Genomic DNA, 15,297 nt, shown 5'->3' on the forward strand with positions numbered 1-15,297 from the left:
GCGCGGTACCAGGGCGGTCAGGCGACTCTCCGGTCCTGGAGGAACGCGCGGTACCAGGGCGCCGTGCGGCGGAACTCGGCCGTGAACCCCTCGCCGGGCGAGCAGTCGAAGTCCTTCCAGAACGCGTCGTCCACGAACCAGTGGTCGACCGTGAGCATGCCGAGGTGATGCAGGGCGAGGGGTGAACCGGCGGCCCGGCGCAGGGCGGTGGCGACGTCCACGGACGCCCCGCCGCCGGGCTGCCCCACCTCCCGGCCCACGGACGCCAGAAGGCCGGGGACCGTCACCGGCTCGGGGTGGTTGACATGGCGCACACCGCCGCCGGGCACCGGGGAGAGCGCGGCGGCCACCACCGCACGGCCCAGGGTGTCGACGTCGATCATCGACTGGAGCGCCTCGCAGCCGGTCAGGGTGGTGGCCGACAGCTCCTTCATCAGCCACACCAGGCCGGGGATCACCCAGCGGTCGCCCTCGCCGTACACGAGGTGCGGGCGCAGCACCAGGCCGCCCGCGTCGAGGACGTACCGTTCGGCGGCGGCCCGGGTGCGGCTGGTGGGCGACGCGGGTGCGATCGGCACCTCTCCGGGACCCACGCCGCGGAAGGGGCCCCGGCCGTGGACGGCGGCCGTGCTGACGTAGACGATGCGGCGCACTCCGGCGCGCACGGCCTCCTCGACCAGGGCACGGGTGCCGTGGTCGTTGACCGCCTCGGCGGTCTCGGCGTCGCCGCCGATCCGCGCGGCGCAGTGCACCAGGACGTCGGTGTCGGCGCAGACGCCGCGCAGGGAGGGCGGGGCGCAAAGGTCGCCGTGGACGTACTCGGGGCCGTGCGGCGCGTGCCGGGACAACAGGCGTACGTGGGCGTCCGGTCGACGCTGTGCCGTGGTGGCGACCCGGCCGCCGACGAAGCCGCTCGCGCCCGTGATCAGAATCTTGACCGTCACGACAGGGACCGTACCCGCGCCGGGCGGGCGGCGGTCAGGGTGGCGGTGAAGACCGGCTCGCCGTCCTGCCGCCCCGACACCCGTACGGTCACCTCCCCGGGGTGCTCGCCGAGGGTCTCGGTCTCGATCCGGCAGGGGCTGTGCAGCTCGGCGTAGCGGGTGAAGCCTGCCGTCATCGTGGCCGGCAGGAAGGGGTGCAGGCCGGACGCGGCGGTCGCGGCCTGGCGGGCCGCCTCGAACAGGACCATGCCGGGGACGTGGTCGTTGGGCCGCGGGAAGAGCACCGGGTGGCCGGTGTCCACGCGCAGGTGCCAGACGCCGGGGCGGTCCGCGGGGGCGAGGACCACGTCGTCGGCGCGGGTCCGTCCCGCGGTCCGCGGGGATATGCCGGGCAGCAGCGGCACCGGGGTGTCCGGGGCGTTCAGCCGGCCCGCCCGCAGGCGGCGGTAGGCGCCCGGGGAGGTGCACCCGGTGCTGCCGGTGCCGCGGGCGACGAGCCGCCCCGCGCGGCGGAACTCCATCGTGGTCCGCATGCTGTGCAGGCCGCGGCCCCGGCGGCGCACCTCGGAGCACACGACGTCGAACTCGACCGGCTCGTCGGCGTCCGCCAGCAGGAGCGCGGACGGGTTGACTTCGACCGTCAGGTCCCGCATGACGAAGTGCGTGTCGGCCGGGGCGCCGAACTCGGCGTGCGCCAGCACCATGGAGGCCTGCCGCAACGTTTCGCCAACGACCATCGGGTCCTGGTGGCGGCCGTCCACGGGGCCGAAGAAGGGGTGGGCGGCCGGCCAGTGCGCGGTGAAGTGGAAACGCGTGCCGGAGATTCGGACCCACCGGGCGGGGAAGACGTCCGTCTCGGCGGTGCGATGGGCGAGTTCCTTGGTGACGGTGGTGTGGGAGGGGCGCTCGGGGACTTCGGCGGACGAAGGGGTGGTCTCCGGAGGAACGGCGGCCGGTGGAGGAACGGCGGCCGGTGGAGGAGCGGCGGCCGGTGGAGGAACGGCGGCGGGTGGAGGAACGGCGGCCGGTGGAGGAACGGCAGCGGGTGGAGGAACGGCAGCGGGTGGAGGAACGGCAGCGGGTGGAGGAACGGTGGCCTGTGGCGAGTTCTCGACGGTCGTAGCGGTTGCGTTTGCCGGAGGGCCCCCGCGTCCGGTCTGATCCTCCGTGAGTGCGCTCAAAGGCCCTGTCTGCGGCATGAGAACCCCCAGGATCGGCTGCCCGGCCGTGATCGACGCCTGACTAAGATACGGACGAACCGGTTTTTTTCAAAGGGTGAGCCAAGCCTCTGGGACTGGCCCTCGCGCCCTCGCCACACAGCGACTTCACAGGGATCGACGCAGATCAGGAGGCACCCGATGGCGCGACAGGAGCGCGCGATCCGCACCCGGCGGACCATCCTGGAGGCGGCGGCGGCCGTCTTCGACGAACGCGGCTACACCTCGGCGACCATCGGCGAGATCCTGGACCGGGCAGGCGTCACCAAGGGCGCGTTGTACTTCCACTTCGGCTCCAAGGAGGAGCTCGCGGTGGGGGTGTTCGAGGAGCAGCTCGCGATCACCCTCCCCCCACAGTCGAGCAGGCTCCAGGAACTCGTCGACTCCGGTCTGGTGATGGCCCGCCGGCTGCGGTCCGAACCGCTGGTGCGCGCCAGTGTGGGGCTCGCCCTCGACCAGGGCGCCATGGACCTCGACCGCACCCCGGCCTTCCGGATGTGGATCGACCAGAACACGCAGGTGCTGGGCGAGGCGAAGACGCGGGGCGAGCTGTTGCAGCACGTCGACGTGGCGGAGACGGCGGAGCTGCTGGTCGGCAGCTTCTCCGGGGTGCAGCTGCTGTCCCAGCTGCGCTGCCAGCGGCAGGATCTGGAGCGCCGGGTGGTCGTGCTGTTCGAGCACTTCCTGCCCAGCATCACCGTTCCGGCGGTGCTGGCCCGGCTCGATGTCTCCGTGGGCCGGGCCGAGCGGCTGCTGAGGCAGGTGCGGGCGGAGGAGGACGCGGCGGCGGTGCCGGTGCAGGCCACCGTGCCCTCGGGGGCGTAACCCGCCACTGCCCTGCTGACCCGGCGTGGATTGTCCACAGCTGCGGAGTTGTCCACAGGGTCTGACGCGTTTCGGCCGCCGGTTGTACGGTCGGCAGGAGTTGATGTTCGAGCGCGTGCGGGGGAAGGCGGTCGGGATGAGCAGGACCGGAGATCAGGACGAGGGCGGGACCACGGCGAGGGCCGAGGAGCCGCGCCGGGCGCCGCGCCGGCTGCCCCGGGTGCGTGGCTTCGCCGAGTGGCCGGCCGCGGGTTCGCCCAAGGACGAGGGCAAGGCCCTGCGCAAGCGGATCCCGCGCAGCGCGCACGCCGCGCTCGACCTGGACGCGTCCCGGCCCGACGCGCTGAGCGCCGTCGAGGAGTCGGGCCGGGGCCGGCTGCCCGAGCTGACCCCGATCCGGGTCGGCCGCATGGCCGCCACCCCGTTCTCCTTCCTGCGCGGCTCGGCGGGCCTCATGGCCTACGACCTGGCGCGCACGCCCATGACCAGGATCCGCGCCCAGCTGTGCGGCGACGCCCACGCGGGCAACTTCGGCCTGTACGGGGACGCCCGCGGCGGCCTGGTCATCGACCTGAACGACTTCGACGAAACGGTGTCCGGCCCCTGGGAGTGGGACCTGAAGCGTCTCGCGGCCTCCCTGGTGCTCGCGGGCCGGGTGGCCGGCGCCGACGAGGACCAGTGCCGCAAGGCGGCGTTCGACGCGGCGGGCGCCTACCGCAGGACCATGCGCCTTCTGGCCAAGCTCCCCGTGCTGGACGCCTGGGCCGCCATCGCGGACGAGGAGCTCGTCTCCCACGCGGACGCCCATGATCTGCTCGGCACGCTGGAGCGCGTCTCCGAGAAGGCCCGCCACAACACCAGCGGCCGCTTCGCGGCCAAGTCGACCGAGCCCACCGAGGACGGCGGGCGCCGGTTCGTCGACGCCCCGCCGGTCCTGCGGCGCGTCCCGGACGCGGAGGCCGCCGCGGTGGCCACGTCCCTGGAGGAGTACGTCAGCACGCTCCAGGAGGACCGCCTGCCGCTCCTCGCCCGGCACGCGGTGCAGGACGTGGCCTTCCGCGTCGTCGGCACGGGCAGTGTCGGCACCCGCTCCTACGTCGTGCTGCTCCTGGACCACCGGGGCGAGCCGCTGGTGCTCCAGGTGAAGGAGGCGCGGGCGTCGGCTTTGGTGCCGCATCTGGTGACGGCCGGCTTCCAGGCGCCGCAGGCCGGTCACGAGGGCCGCCGGGTCGTGCTGGGCCAGAAGCGCATGCAGGTCGTCAGCGACAACCTGCTCGGCTGGACGACGGTCGACGGGCGCCCCTTCCAGGTCCGCCAGTTCCGCAACCGCAAGGGCAGCGTCGACCCGGCCGCCCTGGCCGCCGACCAGATGGACGACTACGGCCGCATGACCGGTGCGCTCCTGGCCCGCGCGCACGCCCACAGTGCCGATCCGCGGCTCATCGCCGGGTACTGCGGGAAGAAGGAGGAGCTGGACGAGGCGATAGCGGACTTCGCCGTGGCCTACGCGGACCGGACCGAGGCGGATCACGCGGAGCTGCTGGCGGGGGTACGGGCGGGGAAGGTCGCGGCGGAGATGGGGGTGTAGGGCCGCCCGGGCCCACAGGTGCCGTCCGGGCCCATCGGTGCCGTCCGGGCCCACCTGTGCCGTCCGGGCCGGTCGGCAGCGCCCCGTTCCTGTCCTGCGGGGCGCGGGCACCGTCGGTTCGTCCCCTAGGCTGGTCGGGTGACGACCCCGGAAGCTGAGCAGGACGGCGAGGACGCCGCACGGCCCGAGGCGCGGCTGGAGCGGGCCGTGCGGGCCGCCGAGCAGGCGTTGATCGAGTACGAGATCGCGGTGGAGACCTTCCGCGTCGAGATCGAGAACTTCTCCCGGCTGCACGAACAGAAACTCGGCCCGCTCTACGCCCGGCTCGAGGAGCTGGACGCCCGGATCCTGGAGGCCAGAGCCGTCCGCAGCGGCGACCCCGCGGACCGGCAGCGGGCGGACGAGGCCCGGGCGCGGCTCGCCCCCATCCCGGGCGTGGAAGAACTGCTGCACGGCTGGATGGACGGAGGCGGCCTGTTCCCCGAGGCCTCCGCGATGCTCACGGGCCAGCCGGTGCGGCCCCCGCAGCGGGTCCGCCCGAGCGAGGAGGCCCGCAAGCTCTACCGCGACCTCGCCCGCAAGGCCCACCCGGACCTGGCGCAGGAGGACAAGGAGCGCCAACGGCGCGAGGAGTTCATCACGCGTGTCAACGCCGCCTACGCCCGGGGCGACGAGGCGGAGCTGCGTGAGCTCGCCGAGGAGTGGGCGAAGGGGCCCGAGCTGAAGCGCGGCCCGAGCCGCGCCGAGGAGCTCTACGCCCGCCTCGAATGGCTCGCCCAGCGCAAGGAGCTGCTCGGCCTGCTCGCCAGGGAACTGGAGGACAGCGCCATCGGCCACATGCTCCAGCTGGCCCCGGACGACCCGGACCGGCTCCTGGACGAGATCGGCCAGGGCCTGCTCGCCCAGGTCGCCGAACGGGAGACGGAGCTGGCCGCGCTGCTCGGCGAGGCAGAGGGCCGGGGCGAGAGCGACGGCGGCGGCCAGGGCTGAGCCGCGTGGCGGCCGGTGCCGCGGCCGGTTCGGGTAGCGTCGGAGGCATGACTTTCGGAGCTGGTGTGCCCACGGTCGCGGTCGCGGACCTCAAGGACGGTGACTTCCTGCTGGACGTCCGGGAGGACGACGAGTGGAAGGCCGGTCACGCCGATGGGGCGCTGCACATCCCCATCAGCGAGTTCGTCGCCCGGTACGGCGAGCTGACCGAGGCCGCCCCGCAGGACGGCCGAGTCCATGTGATCTGCCGCTCCGGCGGCCGGTCCGCCCAGGTCACGATGTACCTGGCCCAGCAGGGCGTCGACGCCGTGAACGTCGACGGCGGCATGCAGGTGTGGGAGGCGGTGGGCCGTCCCGTGGTGACGGACGACGGGCAGCAGGGGTTCGTCCTCTAGCACCTGGTCGTCAGCGGGTCCCCGGCCCGCGTGGTCAGGCCAGTGGGTGGGCCGCCAGCAGGTCGCCCAGGGCCTCTTCGTGGGCCGCGGCCGGGCCGAGCGACAGTTCCAGGTGCTTGGCCCAGGCGTGGTAGCGGTGCAGGGAATAGTCGACGTCGGCGCCGAACCCGCCGTGCAGGTGCTGCGCGGTCTGCACGACCCGGCGTACGCCCTCCGCCGCCCACATCTTGGCAACGGCCACGTCCCCGGCGGCGGGCAGCGGGCCCGGTGCTCCGGAGGAGATCCGCCACGCGGCCTGCCACAGCGTGGCCTCCATCGCGCGCAGGTCGATGTAGCGGTCGGCGGCCTGCACGGCCACGGCCTGGAAGGTCGCGATCGGGAACCCGAACTGCTCCCGCTTGCCCGTGTACTCCCCGGTCATTCGCAGCACCCGCTCCCCGAGCCCGAGCGCCAGCGCACATGTCCCGGTGGCCAGCAGGTTCCGCAGCCACTCCCACGCCCCGTCGGTGTCGATGACGTCCCGGGCGGGCAGCCGTGCCGACTCCAGCCGCAGCTCCCCGAGACGCTCGCCGCTGGTGGAGAACTGCTCCGCGAGGACGGCGCCCTCGTGCCCGCGCGGCACCAGGGCGAGCACGGTACGGCCGGTCCCGGTGTGCGCGGGGACGAGCGTGACGTCGGCGTCGTAGGCCCAGGGCACGGCCGTCTGCACACCGTCCAGGACCCAGGTGCCGCCGTCCTGCCGGGCGGTCACGGCCTGCTCGGCCGGGTCGTGGCCGGTGCGGCCGTGCGCGGCGACGGTCAGGACGATCTCGCCCCGGCCGGCCCGGGCGAGCAGGCCCGCCTTCGCCTCTTCGCCGCCGTGGGCCTGGACGGCCGCCGCTGCCGCGCAGCTCTCCAGCAGGGGCACCCGGGCCAGGACCTTCGTCGACTCCCGCAGCACCAGGCAGAGCGCGACGGCGTCCAGACCGGACCCGCCGTACCGGGCGTCGAGCAGCAGGCTCAGCAGGTCCGCGTCGGCGAGCCTGGCCCACAGGGCGCGGTCGCAGGTCCCGGCGACGGCGCCCGGGGTCATGGCCGGGCTGGGCACGGCGTCGGGGGCGACGCCGGCGAACACGCCCTTCGCCGCCTCGGCCGCCGCCTGCTGCTCCTCGCTGAAGGTGAAGTCCACAGTGCCTGTCCTTCCGGCGGATCCCGTCGAGCTGACGGGGCGTCAAGATAGAACAGGTTCTAGAAGAAGGGAATGGGTGTACGGACGGGCGCCGTAGGGTGTCACTCCTGTGGACGACCGGCCGGGGCGCCCTGTGGATAACCTGCGGGGGTCCCCTGTGGACCAGGGGGACCGCGGCGCTCGGAGGGTCGCACTCGCCGTACGGTCGGCCTGCGTGGTGTGGGCGACGGCCACGGCGGGAGGTGCGGACAGGGGCTGTGCCCGGGTGGGTGTCCTGAGTACCGTGCCCGTGCCGACGCCGCGCAGGCCGCGCGGGCGGTACGACGCCCTCGCGGCCGGGCGGACGGAACGACGGACCGGGATCGTGGAACGGGGCGGAATGGACGCGTACGACGAGGGCTCGAACGCCCGGCACGGCCCGGACGCGCCGAGCCGCCCGGCCCCGCCCGCTCAGCGGGGCGCCCGGGCGGACTCGGCCGAGCCGGACCTGCACCAGGGGCCGCCGGCCCAGCCCGAGCCGTCGGCGCAGCCCGGGCCGCCAGCGCAGCCCGGGCCGCCCGGGTCGCCCGGGCGACCCGGGCGACCCGAGGCGATCGCGTCCCCCGCGCCGCCCGAGTCGATCACCTCACCGGCACCGGCACCGGCACCGGCTGCGCGGAGCGCCTCACTGGGACCGGCGGCGCCGAGCGCCTCACTGGGACCGGCGGCGCCGAGCGCCTCACCGGCACCGGCGGCGCCGAGCGCCTCACCGGCACCACCTGTGGTTGTGTCACCGGCACCACCTGCGCCGAGCGCCTCACCGGCACCCCGCGCGCCCATCACCTCCCCCGCACCGCCCGAGCCGTACCCGCCCGGTGAACCCCGTACCGGCATCGCCGTGCTGTCCCCCCGCTATCAGGTCGGGGTCGCCCTGGCTCTCGCGGTCGTCGCCATCGGCGTGTGTGTGCACATAGGGATGACGTTCCTGCATGTCGCGCCGGCGAACACGGTCACCCGGGAGCACGGCAAGGCCGTGGACGACTGGATCTATCCGGAGTTCGAGCAGAACTGGAAGCTGTTCGCGCCGAACCCGCTCCAGCAGAACATCTCGATCCAGGTCCGTGCCGGGATCCGGGGGCCGGACGGCATGACGCTGACCACCGGCTGGTACGACCTGTCCGCCGAGGACGGCCGCGCCATCGACGGCAATCTGCTGCCCAGCCACACCCAGCAGAACGAGCTGCGCCGCGCCTGGGACTTCTTCGTCGCCACGCACGACAGCGAGAACCGCCCGGTGGGCCTGCGCGGCTCGCTCTCGGAGTCGTACCTGCGCCGGATCACGGTGCTGCGCCTCGGCCGCGACGACGCGGTGCGGGCCGCGACCGGGAGTTCCGGGGTCATCGAGCGGGTGCAGGTGCGGTCCCGGACCAGCAACGTGCCGCCGCCCGGGTGGAGCCGGGAGAAGGTCTCGACGACACCGTCCTACCGGGAGCTGCCGTGGTGGAGGGTCCCGCGGGACGAGGCCCGGGGAGGCGTGCGGTGAACCGCTTCTCGCTGGCCGTCTCGGGCGGTATCGCCCGCGTCACCGAGGCGGCCCTCGGCCCCTGCCAGACGGCCGTCATCCGGATCGGCTTCAGCGCCACCTGGCTGTTGTTCCTGCTCCGTGAGTTCCCCCACCGCCACGAGCTCTACGGTCCCGGCGGTCCCTGGAGCTGGGACCTCGCCCAGCAGCTGGTCGGGTCCAACGGCTCGTTCACCGTCCTGATGTGGTCGGACGGCCGGGTCTGGTTCGAGATCGTCTACGCGCTGGCGGTCCTCTCCGCCGTGCTGCTGATGCTGGGCTGGCGCACCCGCACCATGGCGGTGCTGTTCATGGTCGGCGTGCTGTCGCTGCAGAACCGCAGCGTCTTCATGGGCGACGGCGGCGACAACGTGCTGCACCTGATGTCGATCTACCTGGTGTTCACGCGGTGCGCCCAGGTGTGGTCGCTGGACGCCCGGCGGGCCGTGCGGGAGAGGGCGGCCCGTGCGCGGGGCGAGCGGGTCACGGACCGGACCGGCCCGGCTCTGTGGGGCGTGCTCGGTTTCGTGCTGGTCGCGGTCACCCTGGTCGGCCGGATGCAGGGCGACTGGCTGATACCGGCGCTGTTGTGGACGGTGTGGGTCGTGCAGGCCCTGTGGTGGCTGGTCGGGCGCAGGGCCGGGACCGGTGAGCCGCGGATCATGCTGGACGTGATCGCCAACGTCGTGCACAACGGCGCCCTGCTCGTGATCATGGCCGAGGCCTGTCTGATCTACGCGACGGCCGGCTGGTACAAGATCCAGGGATCGCGCTGGCAGGACGGCACCGCGGTCTACTACCCGCTCCACCTGGAGTACTTCTCGCCCTGGCCCGCCCTCGCCGATCTGCTGTCGGCCAGCGGCACGATGGTGATGCTGGTGACCTATGGGACGGTCCTGGTGCAGGTCGCCTTCCCGTTCACCCTGTTCAACCGGCGGGTGAAGAACGTCCTGCTGGCGGTGATGATGACCGAGCACGCCGTGATCGCCGTGGTCCTGGGGCTGCCGTTCTTCTCACTGGCGATGATCGCGGCGGACGCGGTGTTCCTGCCGACGGGCTTCCTGCGCCGGCTGGCCGACCTGGCGGCACGCGCGCGTGACCGGCTCCGGCGCGGGAGCGGGCCCGCGCCCCTGCCCGGGCAGCGCACCGAGGGGAGCTCCGAGGTCACGCACGTAGGCTTCGGGGCATGACCGACCCCGTGACCGTCTGGCACCGGCTCGCCGGCGACACCGTCCTGCTCGACGGGTTCCACGCGCTCAAGCACGCGCTGCGCTTCGGCGCCGAGGTGCCGGTGGCGGTCACCGCCGACCGGGCGGCCGCCCTCGCCCTCGCCGACGAGCTGGCCCCGGACGTACGGGACGCGCTGGCCGGGCTGCTGACGGAGGTGCCGCACGCGACGTACGCGTCGTTGGTGCCGCGTCCGCACCCCACGGCCGTGGCCGCCCTGGCCGTACGGCCGCCCCGGGCCTCCCACCTGGAGAAGCTGGCGCGTGTGCCCCGCACGGCCCCGGTCGTGGTCCTCGACCACCCGCGCAATCTGGGCAACGCGGGTGCGGTGATCCGCCTGGCCGCCGGTTTCGGGGCGACCGGTGTGGTGACGACCGGGACGATGGACCCCTGGCACCCGACGGTCGTGCGGGGCGGGGCGGGGCTGCACTACGCGACGACGGTGGAGCGGCTGGCCGTCGAGGAGCTGCCGCCGGGCCCGCTGTTCGCCCTGGACCCGGAGGGCGACGACATCCGGGGCGTCAAGCTCCCGGACGACGCCGTCCTCGCCTTCGGCTCCGAGCGCACCGGCCTGTCGGGCGAACTGCGCGCCCGGGCCGACCACCTGCTGTCCCTGCCGATGCGCCCCCAGGTCAGCAGCTACAACCTGGCGACGAGCGTGGCGATGACGCTCTACCACTGGAGTTTCGGGGCGCCCTGTTAGGGGCGCGGGGAACTGCGCGAACAACCACGACGCACCGGCACCCGCGCGCCGACGAGAAGCCCCGAACTCCTGGGCGCCCCCGAGCTTCAGCTACGCGTCCCGGCGCACCTCGACCACCCGGAACCGGTTGGCCACGAACGCCCCGTCGCACAGCGCCGCACTGGCCGCCGGGTTGCCACCGGACCCGTGGAAGTCGGAGAACGCGGCCGTCTGGTTCACATAGACCCCGCCCGTGAGGTTCAGCGACAGCTGCGCCGCCTCCTCCAGGCAGACCTCCTGCACGGCCTGCTCGACCTCCGGGTCGGTCGTGTACGCCCCGACGGTCATCGCGCCCTTCTCGCGGACGGTGCGCCGCAGCAGCTCCGCCGCGTCCTCGGCCGAGTCGACCGCGACGGCGAAGGACACCGGTCCGAAGCACTCGCTCATGTAGGCGGCCTCGTCGTCCGGCTTGGCGCCGTCCAGCTTCACGATCACCGGCGTGCGGACGACCGCCCCGGGGAAGTCCGGGTTGGTGATCTCGCGGGAGGCCAGGGCGACCTCGCCGAGACCCGCCGCCGCCTCCAGCCGGGCCTTCACGTCCGGGTTGACGATCGCGCCGAGCAGCGCGTTGGCCCGGGCGTCGTCGCCGAGCAGCCCGTCGACGGACTGGGCGAGGTCCGCGACCACCTCGTCGTAGGACTTGGGGCCCTGGTCCGTGGAGATGCCCTCGCGGGGGACGAGGAGGTTCTGCGGGGTCGTGCACATCTGGCCGCTGTACAGGGACAGCGAGAACGCCAGGTTGGCGAGCATGCCCTTGTAGTCGGAGGTGGAGTGGACGACGACCGTGTTGACGCCGGCCTTCTCCGTGTAGACCTGCGCCTGGCGGGCGTTGGCCTCCAGCCAGTCGCCGAACTCGGTCGAGCCCGTGTAGTCGATGATGCGGATCTCGGGGCGCAGCGCGAGGGTCTTGGCGATGCCCTCGCCGGGGCGCTCGGCGGCCAGCGCCACCAGGTTCGGGTCGAAGCCGGCCTCCGCGAGCACCTCGCGCGCGACCTGCACGGTGAGGGCGAGCGGCAGCACCGCGCGCGGGTGGGGCTTGACCAGGACCGCGTTGCCGGTGGCGAGGGAGGCGAACAGGCCCGGGTAGCCGTTCCACGTCGGGAAGGTGTTGCAGCCGATCATCAGGGCGATGCCCCGCGGGACCGGCGTGAACTGCTTGTTCATGGCCAGCGGGTCGCGCTTGCCCTGGGGCTTGGCCCACTCGGCGTTGTCCGGCGTGCGCACCTGCTCGACGTAGGCGTAGGCCACCGCCTCCAGGCCGCGGTCCTGCGCGTGCGGCCCGCCCGCCTGGAACGCCATCATGAACGCCTGGCCGGAGGTGTGCATGACCGCGTGCGCGAACTCGTGCGTCCGGTCGCTGATGCGCTTGAGGATCTCCAGGCAGACCACGGCGCGCTGCTCCGCACCCGCGTCCCGCCAGGCCCGCTGGCCGGCCTTCATGGCGGGCAGCAGCACGTCGAGGTCCGCGTGCGGGTACGTCACGCCCAGGTCGACGCCGTACGGGGACCTCTCGCCGCCGACCCAGTCGTCCGTGCCCGGCTGGCCGAGGTCGAGGCGGGAGCCGAGCAGGGCGTCGAAGGCGGCCTTGCCCGACGCCGCGTCCAGGCTGCCGTTCTCCCCGTAGGCCTTGGGGTGCTCGGGGTGCGGGGACCAGTAGGCGCGCGTGCGGATCGCTTCCAGCGCCTGGTCGAGGGTGGACCGGTGCCGGGCGATCAGCTCGTGCGCCGAGAGTGCGGCGGTCATGGGTGACCATCTCCTCGTCTCAAGAACTCTTCGTCGAGTTCATGACCTGGGCAGAAACCTGGGCAGGAACACTCGGACAGAGCTAGAGTAACCGAACGATCGGTCGGTTCAAGGGGGTCCGCCGCATCTGTGGAAAACCCCGTGCGGGAGGATCGCGCACATGACAGCACTCGACCTCAGCAGCCCCGTGGCCGTCGTCGGCACCGGCACCATGGGCCAGGGAATCGCCCAGGTCGCGCTGGTCGCGGGCCATCCGGTACGGCTGTACGACACCCTCCCCGGGCGGGCCCGGGAGGCGGCCGACGCGATCGGTGCCCGCCTGGACCGGCTCGTCGAGAAGGAGCGGCTCAGCGACGCCGAGCGCGACGCCGCCCGCGCCCGGCTGCTGCCCGCCGAGGACCTCCCCGAGCTCGCCGACTGCGCCCTCGTCGTCGAGGCCGTGCTGGAGCGGCTGGACGTCAAACAGGACCTGTTCCGCGCGCTGGAGGGCATCGTCGCCGACGACTGCCTGCTCGCCACCAACACCTCGTCGCTGTCCGTCACCGCCATCGGCGGCGCCCTGCGCAACCCCGGCCGGCTCGTCGGCCTGCACTTCTTCAACCCCGCGCCACTGCTGCCGCTGGTCGAGGTGGTCTCCGGCTTCGCCACGGACGTCTCGTCGGCCACGCGCGCGTACGAGACCGCCCGCGCCTGGGGCAAGACACCCGTCGCGTGCGCGGACACCCCCGGCTTCATCGTCAACCGCATCGCCCGGCCCTTCTACGCCGAGGCCTTCGCGGTCCACGAGGCGCAGGTCGCCGACCCGGCCACCATCGACGCCGTGCTGCGCGAGTCGGGCGGCTTCCGGATGGGCGCCTTCGAGCTGACCGACCTGATCGGCCAGGACGTCAACGAGTCAGTCACCCGGTCGGTCTGGCAGTCCTTCTTCCAGGACGTGCGCTTCACGCCGTCCCTCGCCCAGCGGCGCCTGGTGGAGTCCGGCCGGCTCGGCCGTAAGACCGGCCACGGCTGGTACGACCACGGGGAGGGCGCCGAGCGCCCCGAGCCGGACACCGCCGACAAGCGGCAGCCGCCCGCGTACGTCGTCGCCGAGGGCGACCTGGGCCCGGCGTCCGAACTGCTCGAGCTGATCCGCGAGGCGGGCATCCCGGTCCGTGACGAGGGCGACGACGAGGAGCAGGGGGCGTGTCTGCTCCTCCCGAGCGGCGGCCGGCTCGTCCTGGCCGACGGGCAGACCGCCGGGGAGTACCGGGACTTCGTCTACTTCGACCTCGCGCTGGACTACCGCACGGCCGGCCGGATCGCCCTGTCCGCCTCCCAGGACACCTCCCCGCAGGTCCTCGCCGAGGCCATCGGCCTCTTCCAGGCGCTCGGCAAGCAGGTCAGCGTCATCGGCGACGTCCCCGGCATGATCGTCGCCCGCACGGTCGCCCGGATCATCGACCTGGCGCACGACGCGGTCGCCAAGGGCGTGGCCACCGAGGAGGACATCGACACCGCGATGCGCCTCGGCGTCAACTACCCGCTGGGCCCCTTCGAGTGGAGCCGCCGTCTCGGCCGCACCTGGGCCTACGTGCTCCTGGACGACCTGCACCGGCGCGACCCCTCGGGCCGCTACGCGCCGTCCCTGGCCCTGTACCGCCACGCCCACGCCTCCGACTCGCGGGAGGGCACCTCATGACCACCGCCAAGCGCGACACCTACACCCCGGACACGCTGCTGTCCGTCGCCGTCCAGGTGTTCAACGAGCGTGGCTACGACGGCACCTCCATGGAGCACCTGTCGAAGGCGGCCGGCATCTCCAAGTCGTCGATCTACCACCACGTCGCCGGCAAGGAGGAGCTGCTGCGCCGGGCCGTGAGCCGGGCCCTGGACGGCCTCTTCGGGATCCTCGACGAGGAGCACGCGCGCGTGGGGCGCGCCTCGGTCCGCCTGGAGTACGTCGTGCGGCGCATGGTCGAGGTGCTCATCGCCGAGCTGCCCTACGTGACGCTGCTGCTGCGCGTGCGCGGCAACACCGACACCGAGCGGTGGGCCCTGGAGCGGCGCCGCGACTTCGACCACCGGGTCGCCGACCTGCTCAAGGCGGCCTCGGCGGACGGGGACGTGCGTGCCGACATAGAGGTGCGGCTGGTGACCCGGCTGGTCTTCGGCATGATCAACTCGATCGTCGAGTGGTACCGGCCGGACGGCCGCGGGATGAACGAGCGCGAGGTGGCCGACGCGGTGGTGCAGGTGGCCTTCGGGGGGCTGCGCAGGGCCTCCTGATCCGAGCCGGGCCTCGCCTCGCTAGCCCTGCGGCTCCAGGTCCTCCTCCTCGAACACCAGCAGCGTGCGCGTGCTGAGGACCTGCGGGATCGCCTGGAGCCGGGTCAGCACCAGCTCGCGCAGCGCGCGGTTGTCGGACACGTGCACCAGCAGCAGCACGTCGAAGTCGCCGCCCACCAGGGCGATGTGGGACGCGCCGGGCAGCTGCCTGAGCTCCTCGCGCACGGTGCGCCAGGAGTTCTGCACGATCTTCAGCGTGATGTACGCGGACGTGCCCTGACCCGCCCGCTCGTGGTTGACGCGGGCGCCGAAGCCGCGGATGACGCCGTCCTCGACGAGCCGGTTGATACGGGCGTAGGCGTTGGCGCGCGAGACGTGGACCCGGTCGGCGACGGACCGTATCGAGGCGCGGCCGTCCGCCTGGAGCATGCGCAGGATGTCCTGATCGATGGCGTCCAGGGGCCGCGGCGGCGGAAGCACACCGCTGTCGTCCTGGCTCTCGGCCATTTGTTCAGATGCCACCCGCCCCCGCCTCTCTGCCATGGACGTACTGCGTCCATCTCAGGCTGTGGAGAACCGTTTGTCCACAGCCTGAGGCCACCCATAGCCAAATTGTGCCGTCGACCGAACAATCGGTAGGTGAGGCGGGT

Annotated in this window: 14 protein-coding genes and 1 pseudogene; 10 read left to right on the forward strand and 5 right to left on the reverse strand. The window is 73.2% G+C overall.

Annotated features, from left to right (window positions below):
* Window positions 1-17: 17 nt before the first annotated feature.
* Both IGS69_RS17650 and IGS69_RS17655 read right to left on the reverse strand, forming a co-directional pair.
* The gene (locus IGS69_RS17650) at window positions 18-944 is read right to left on the reverse strand and encodes an NAD-dependent epimerase/dehydratase family protein (RefSeq protein WP_190900891.1); all 927 of its coding nucleotides are present in this window, start codon (window positions 942-944) and stop codon (window positions 18-20) included.
* Window positions 941-1,801, reverse strand: a pseudogene (locus tag IGS69_RS17655) (ScbA/BarX family gamma-butyrolactone biosynthesis protein); the annotation flags it as partial. The gene IGS69_RS17650 and the pseudogene IGS69_RS17655, both read right to left, overlap by 4 nt.
* Window positions 1,802-1,899: 98 nt before the next feature.
* On the opposite strand from IGS69_RS17655, the gene IGS69_RS17660 reads away from it, so the two are divergent.
* The 5 genes from IGS69_RS17660 (at window position 1,900) to IGS69_RS17680 (ending at window position 5,959) form a co-directional block, all read left to right on the forward strand.
* Window positions 1,900-2,067, forward strand: a complete 168-nt coding sequence (locus IGS69_RS17660; protein WP_190904778.1) for a hypothetical protein — start codon at window positions 1,900-1,902, stop codon at window positions 2,065-2,067.
* 235 nt (window positions 2,068-2,302) lie between these two features.
* Window positions 2,303-2,986: a ScbR family autoregulator-binding transcription factor gene (locus IGS69_RS17665; RefSeq protein ID WP_190900893.1), complete on the forward strand. Its 684-nt coding sequence runs from the start codon at window positions 2,303-2,305 to the stop codon at window positions 2,984-2,986.
* Between the two features lie 103 nt (window positions 2,987-3,089).
* On the forward strand, window positions 3,090-4,574 hold the full coding sequence (locus IGS69_RS17670; RefSeq protein ID WP_385864128.1) for a DUF2252 domain-containing protein: 1,485 nt from the start codon (window positions 3,090-3,092) through the stop codon (window positions 4,572-4,574).
* Window positions 4,575-4,712: 138 nt separating this feature from the next.
* A complete protein-coding gene (locus IGS69_RS17675) occupies window positions 4,713-5,564 on the forward strand; it encodes a J domain-containing protein (protein ID WP_190900898.1) in 852 nt (283 codons plus the stop codon).
* Between the two features lie 65 nt (window positions 5,565-5,629).
* Entirely contained in the window at window positions 5,630-5,959 is a 330-nt protein-coding gene (locus IGS69_RS17680) for a rhodanese-like domain-containing protein (protein ID WP_190904537.1), read from the forward strand.
* Between the two features lie 34 nt (window positions 5,960-5,993).
* On the opposite strand, the gene IGS69_RS17685 is transcribed toward IGS69_RS17680, so the two are convergent.
* Window positions 5,994-7,127: an acyl-CoA dehydrogenase family protein gene (locus IGS69_RS17685; protein ID WP_190900900.1), complete on the reverse strand. Its 1,134-nt coding sequence runs from the start codon at window positions 7,125-7,127 to the stop codon at window positions 5,994-5,996.
* Between the two features lie 667 nt (window positions 7,128-7,794).
* Here IGS69_RS17685 and IGS69_RS17690 point away from each other — a divergent pair.
* Genes IGS69_RS17690 through IGS69_RS17700 form a run of 3 tightly spaced genes read left to right on the forward strand, consistent with a single transcriptional unit; the run spans window position 7,795 to window position 10,597 of the window.
* On the forward strand, window positions 7,795-8,649 hold the full coding sequence (locus tag IGS69_RS17690) for a DUF5819 family protein (protein ID WP_332836577.1): 855 nt from the start codon (window positions 7,795-7,797) through the stop codon (window positions 8,647-8,649).
* Entirely contained in the window at window positions 8,646-9,857 is a 1,212-nt protein-coding gene (locus IGS69_RS17695) for an HTTM domain-containing protein (protein WP_190900902.1), read from the forward strand. The genes IGS69_RS17690 and IGS69_RS17695 overlap by 4 nt, the downstream gene beginning before the upstream one ends.
* Complete coding sequence (locus IGS69_RS17700; protein WP_190900904.1) at window positions 9,854-10,597, forward strand: TrmH family RNA methyltransferase; 744 nt, start codon at window positions 9,854-9,856, stop codon at window positions 10,595-10,597. Before IGS69_RS17695 ends, IGS69_RS17700 begins: the two co-directional genes overlap by 4 nt.
* A gap of 90 nt (window positions 10,598-10,687) precedes the next feature.
* Here the strand turns inward: IGS69_RS17700 and paaN are convergent, their stop codons facing one another.
* Entirely contained in the window at window positions 10,688-12,379 is a 1,692-nt protein-coding gene (gene paaN, locus IGS69_RS17705; protein ID WP_190900906.1) for a phenylacetic acid degradation protein PaaN, read from the reverse strand.
* A gap of 160 nt (window positions 12,380-12,539) precedes the next feature.
* Between paaN and IGS69_RS17710 the strand changes: the two genes are divergently transcribed.
* A complete protein-coding gene (locus tag IGS69_RS17710) occupies window positions 12,540-14,060 on the forward strand; it encodes a 3-hydroxyacyl-CoA dehydrogenase (RefSeq protein WP_190900908.1) in 1,521 nt (506 codons plus the stop codon).
* Entirely contained in the window at window positions 14,057-14,647 is a 591-nt protein-coding gene (locus tag IGS69_RS17715) for a TetR/AcrR family transcriptional regulator (protein ID WP_190900910.1), read from the forward strand. The genes IGS69_RS17710 and IGS69_RS17715 overlap by 4 nt, the downstream gene beginning before the upstream one ends.
* Window positions 14,648-14,668: 21 nt before the next feature.
* Here the strand turns inward: IGS69_RS17715 and IGS69_RS17720 are convergent, their stop codons facing one another.
* Window positions 14,669-15,154, reverse strand: a complete 486-nt coding sequence (locus IGS69_RS17720) for an Lrp/AsnC family transcriptional regulator (protein WP_190904539.1) — start codon at window positions 15,152-15,154, stop codon at window positions 14,669-14,671.
* Between the last annotated feature and the right edge of the window lie 143 nt (window positions 15,155-15,297).

Origin of the sequence: Streptomyces tuirus (genome assembly GCF_014701095.1) — a bacterium.
GTDB classification, from domain to species: Bacteria; Actinomycetota; Actinomycetes; order Streptomycetales; family Streptomycetaceae; genus Streptomyces; species Streptomyces tuirus.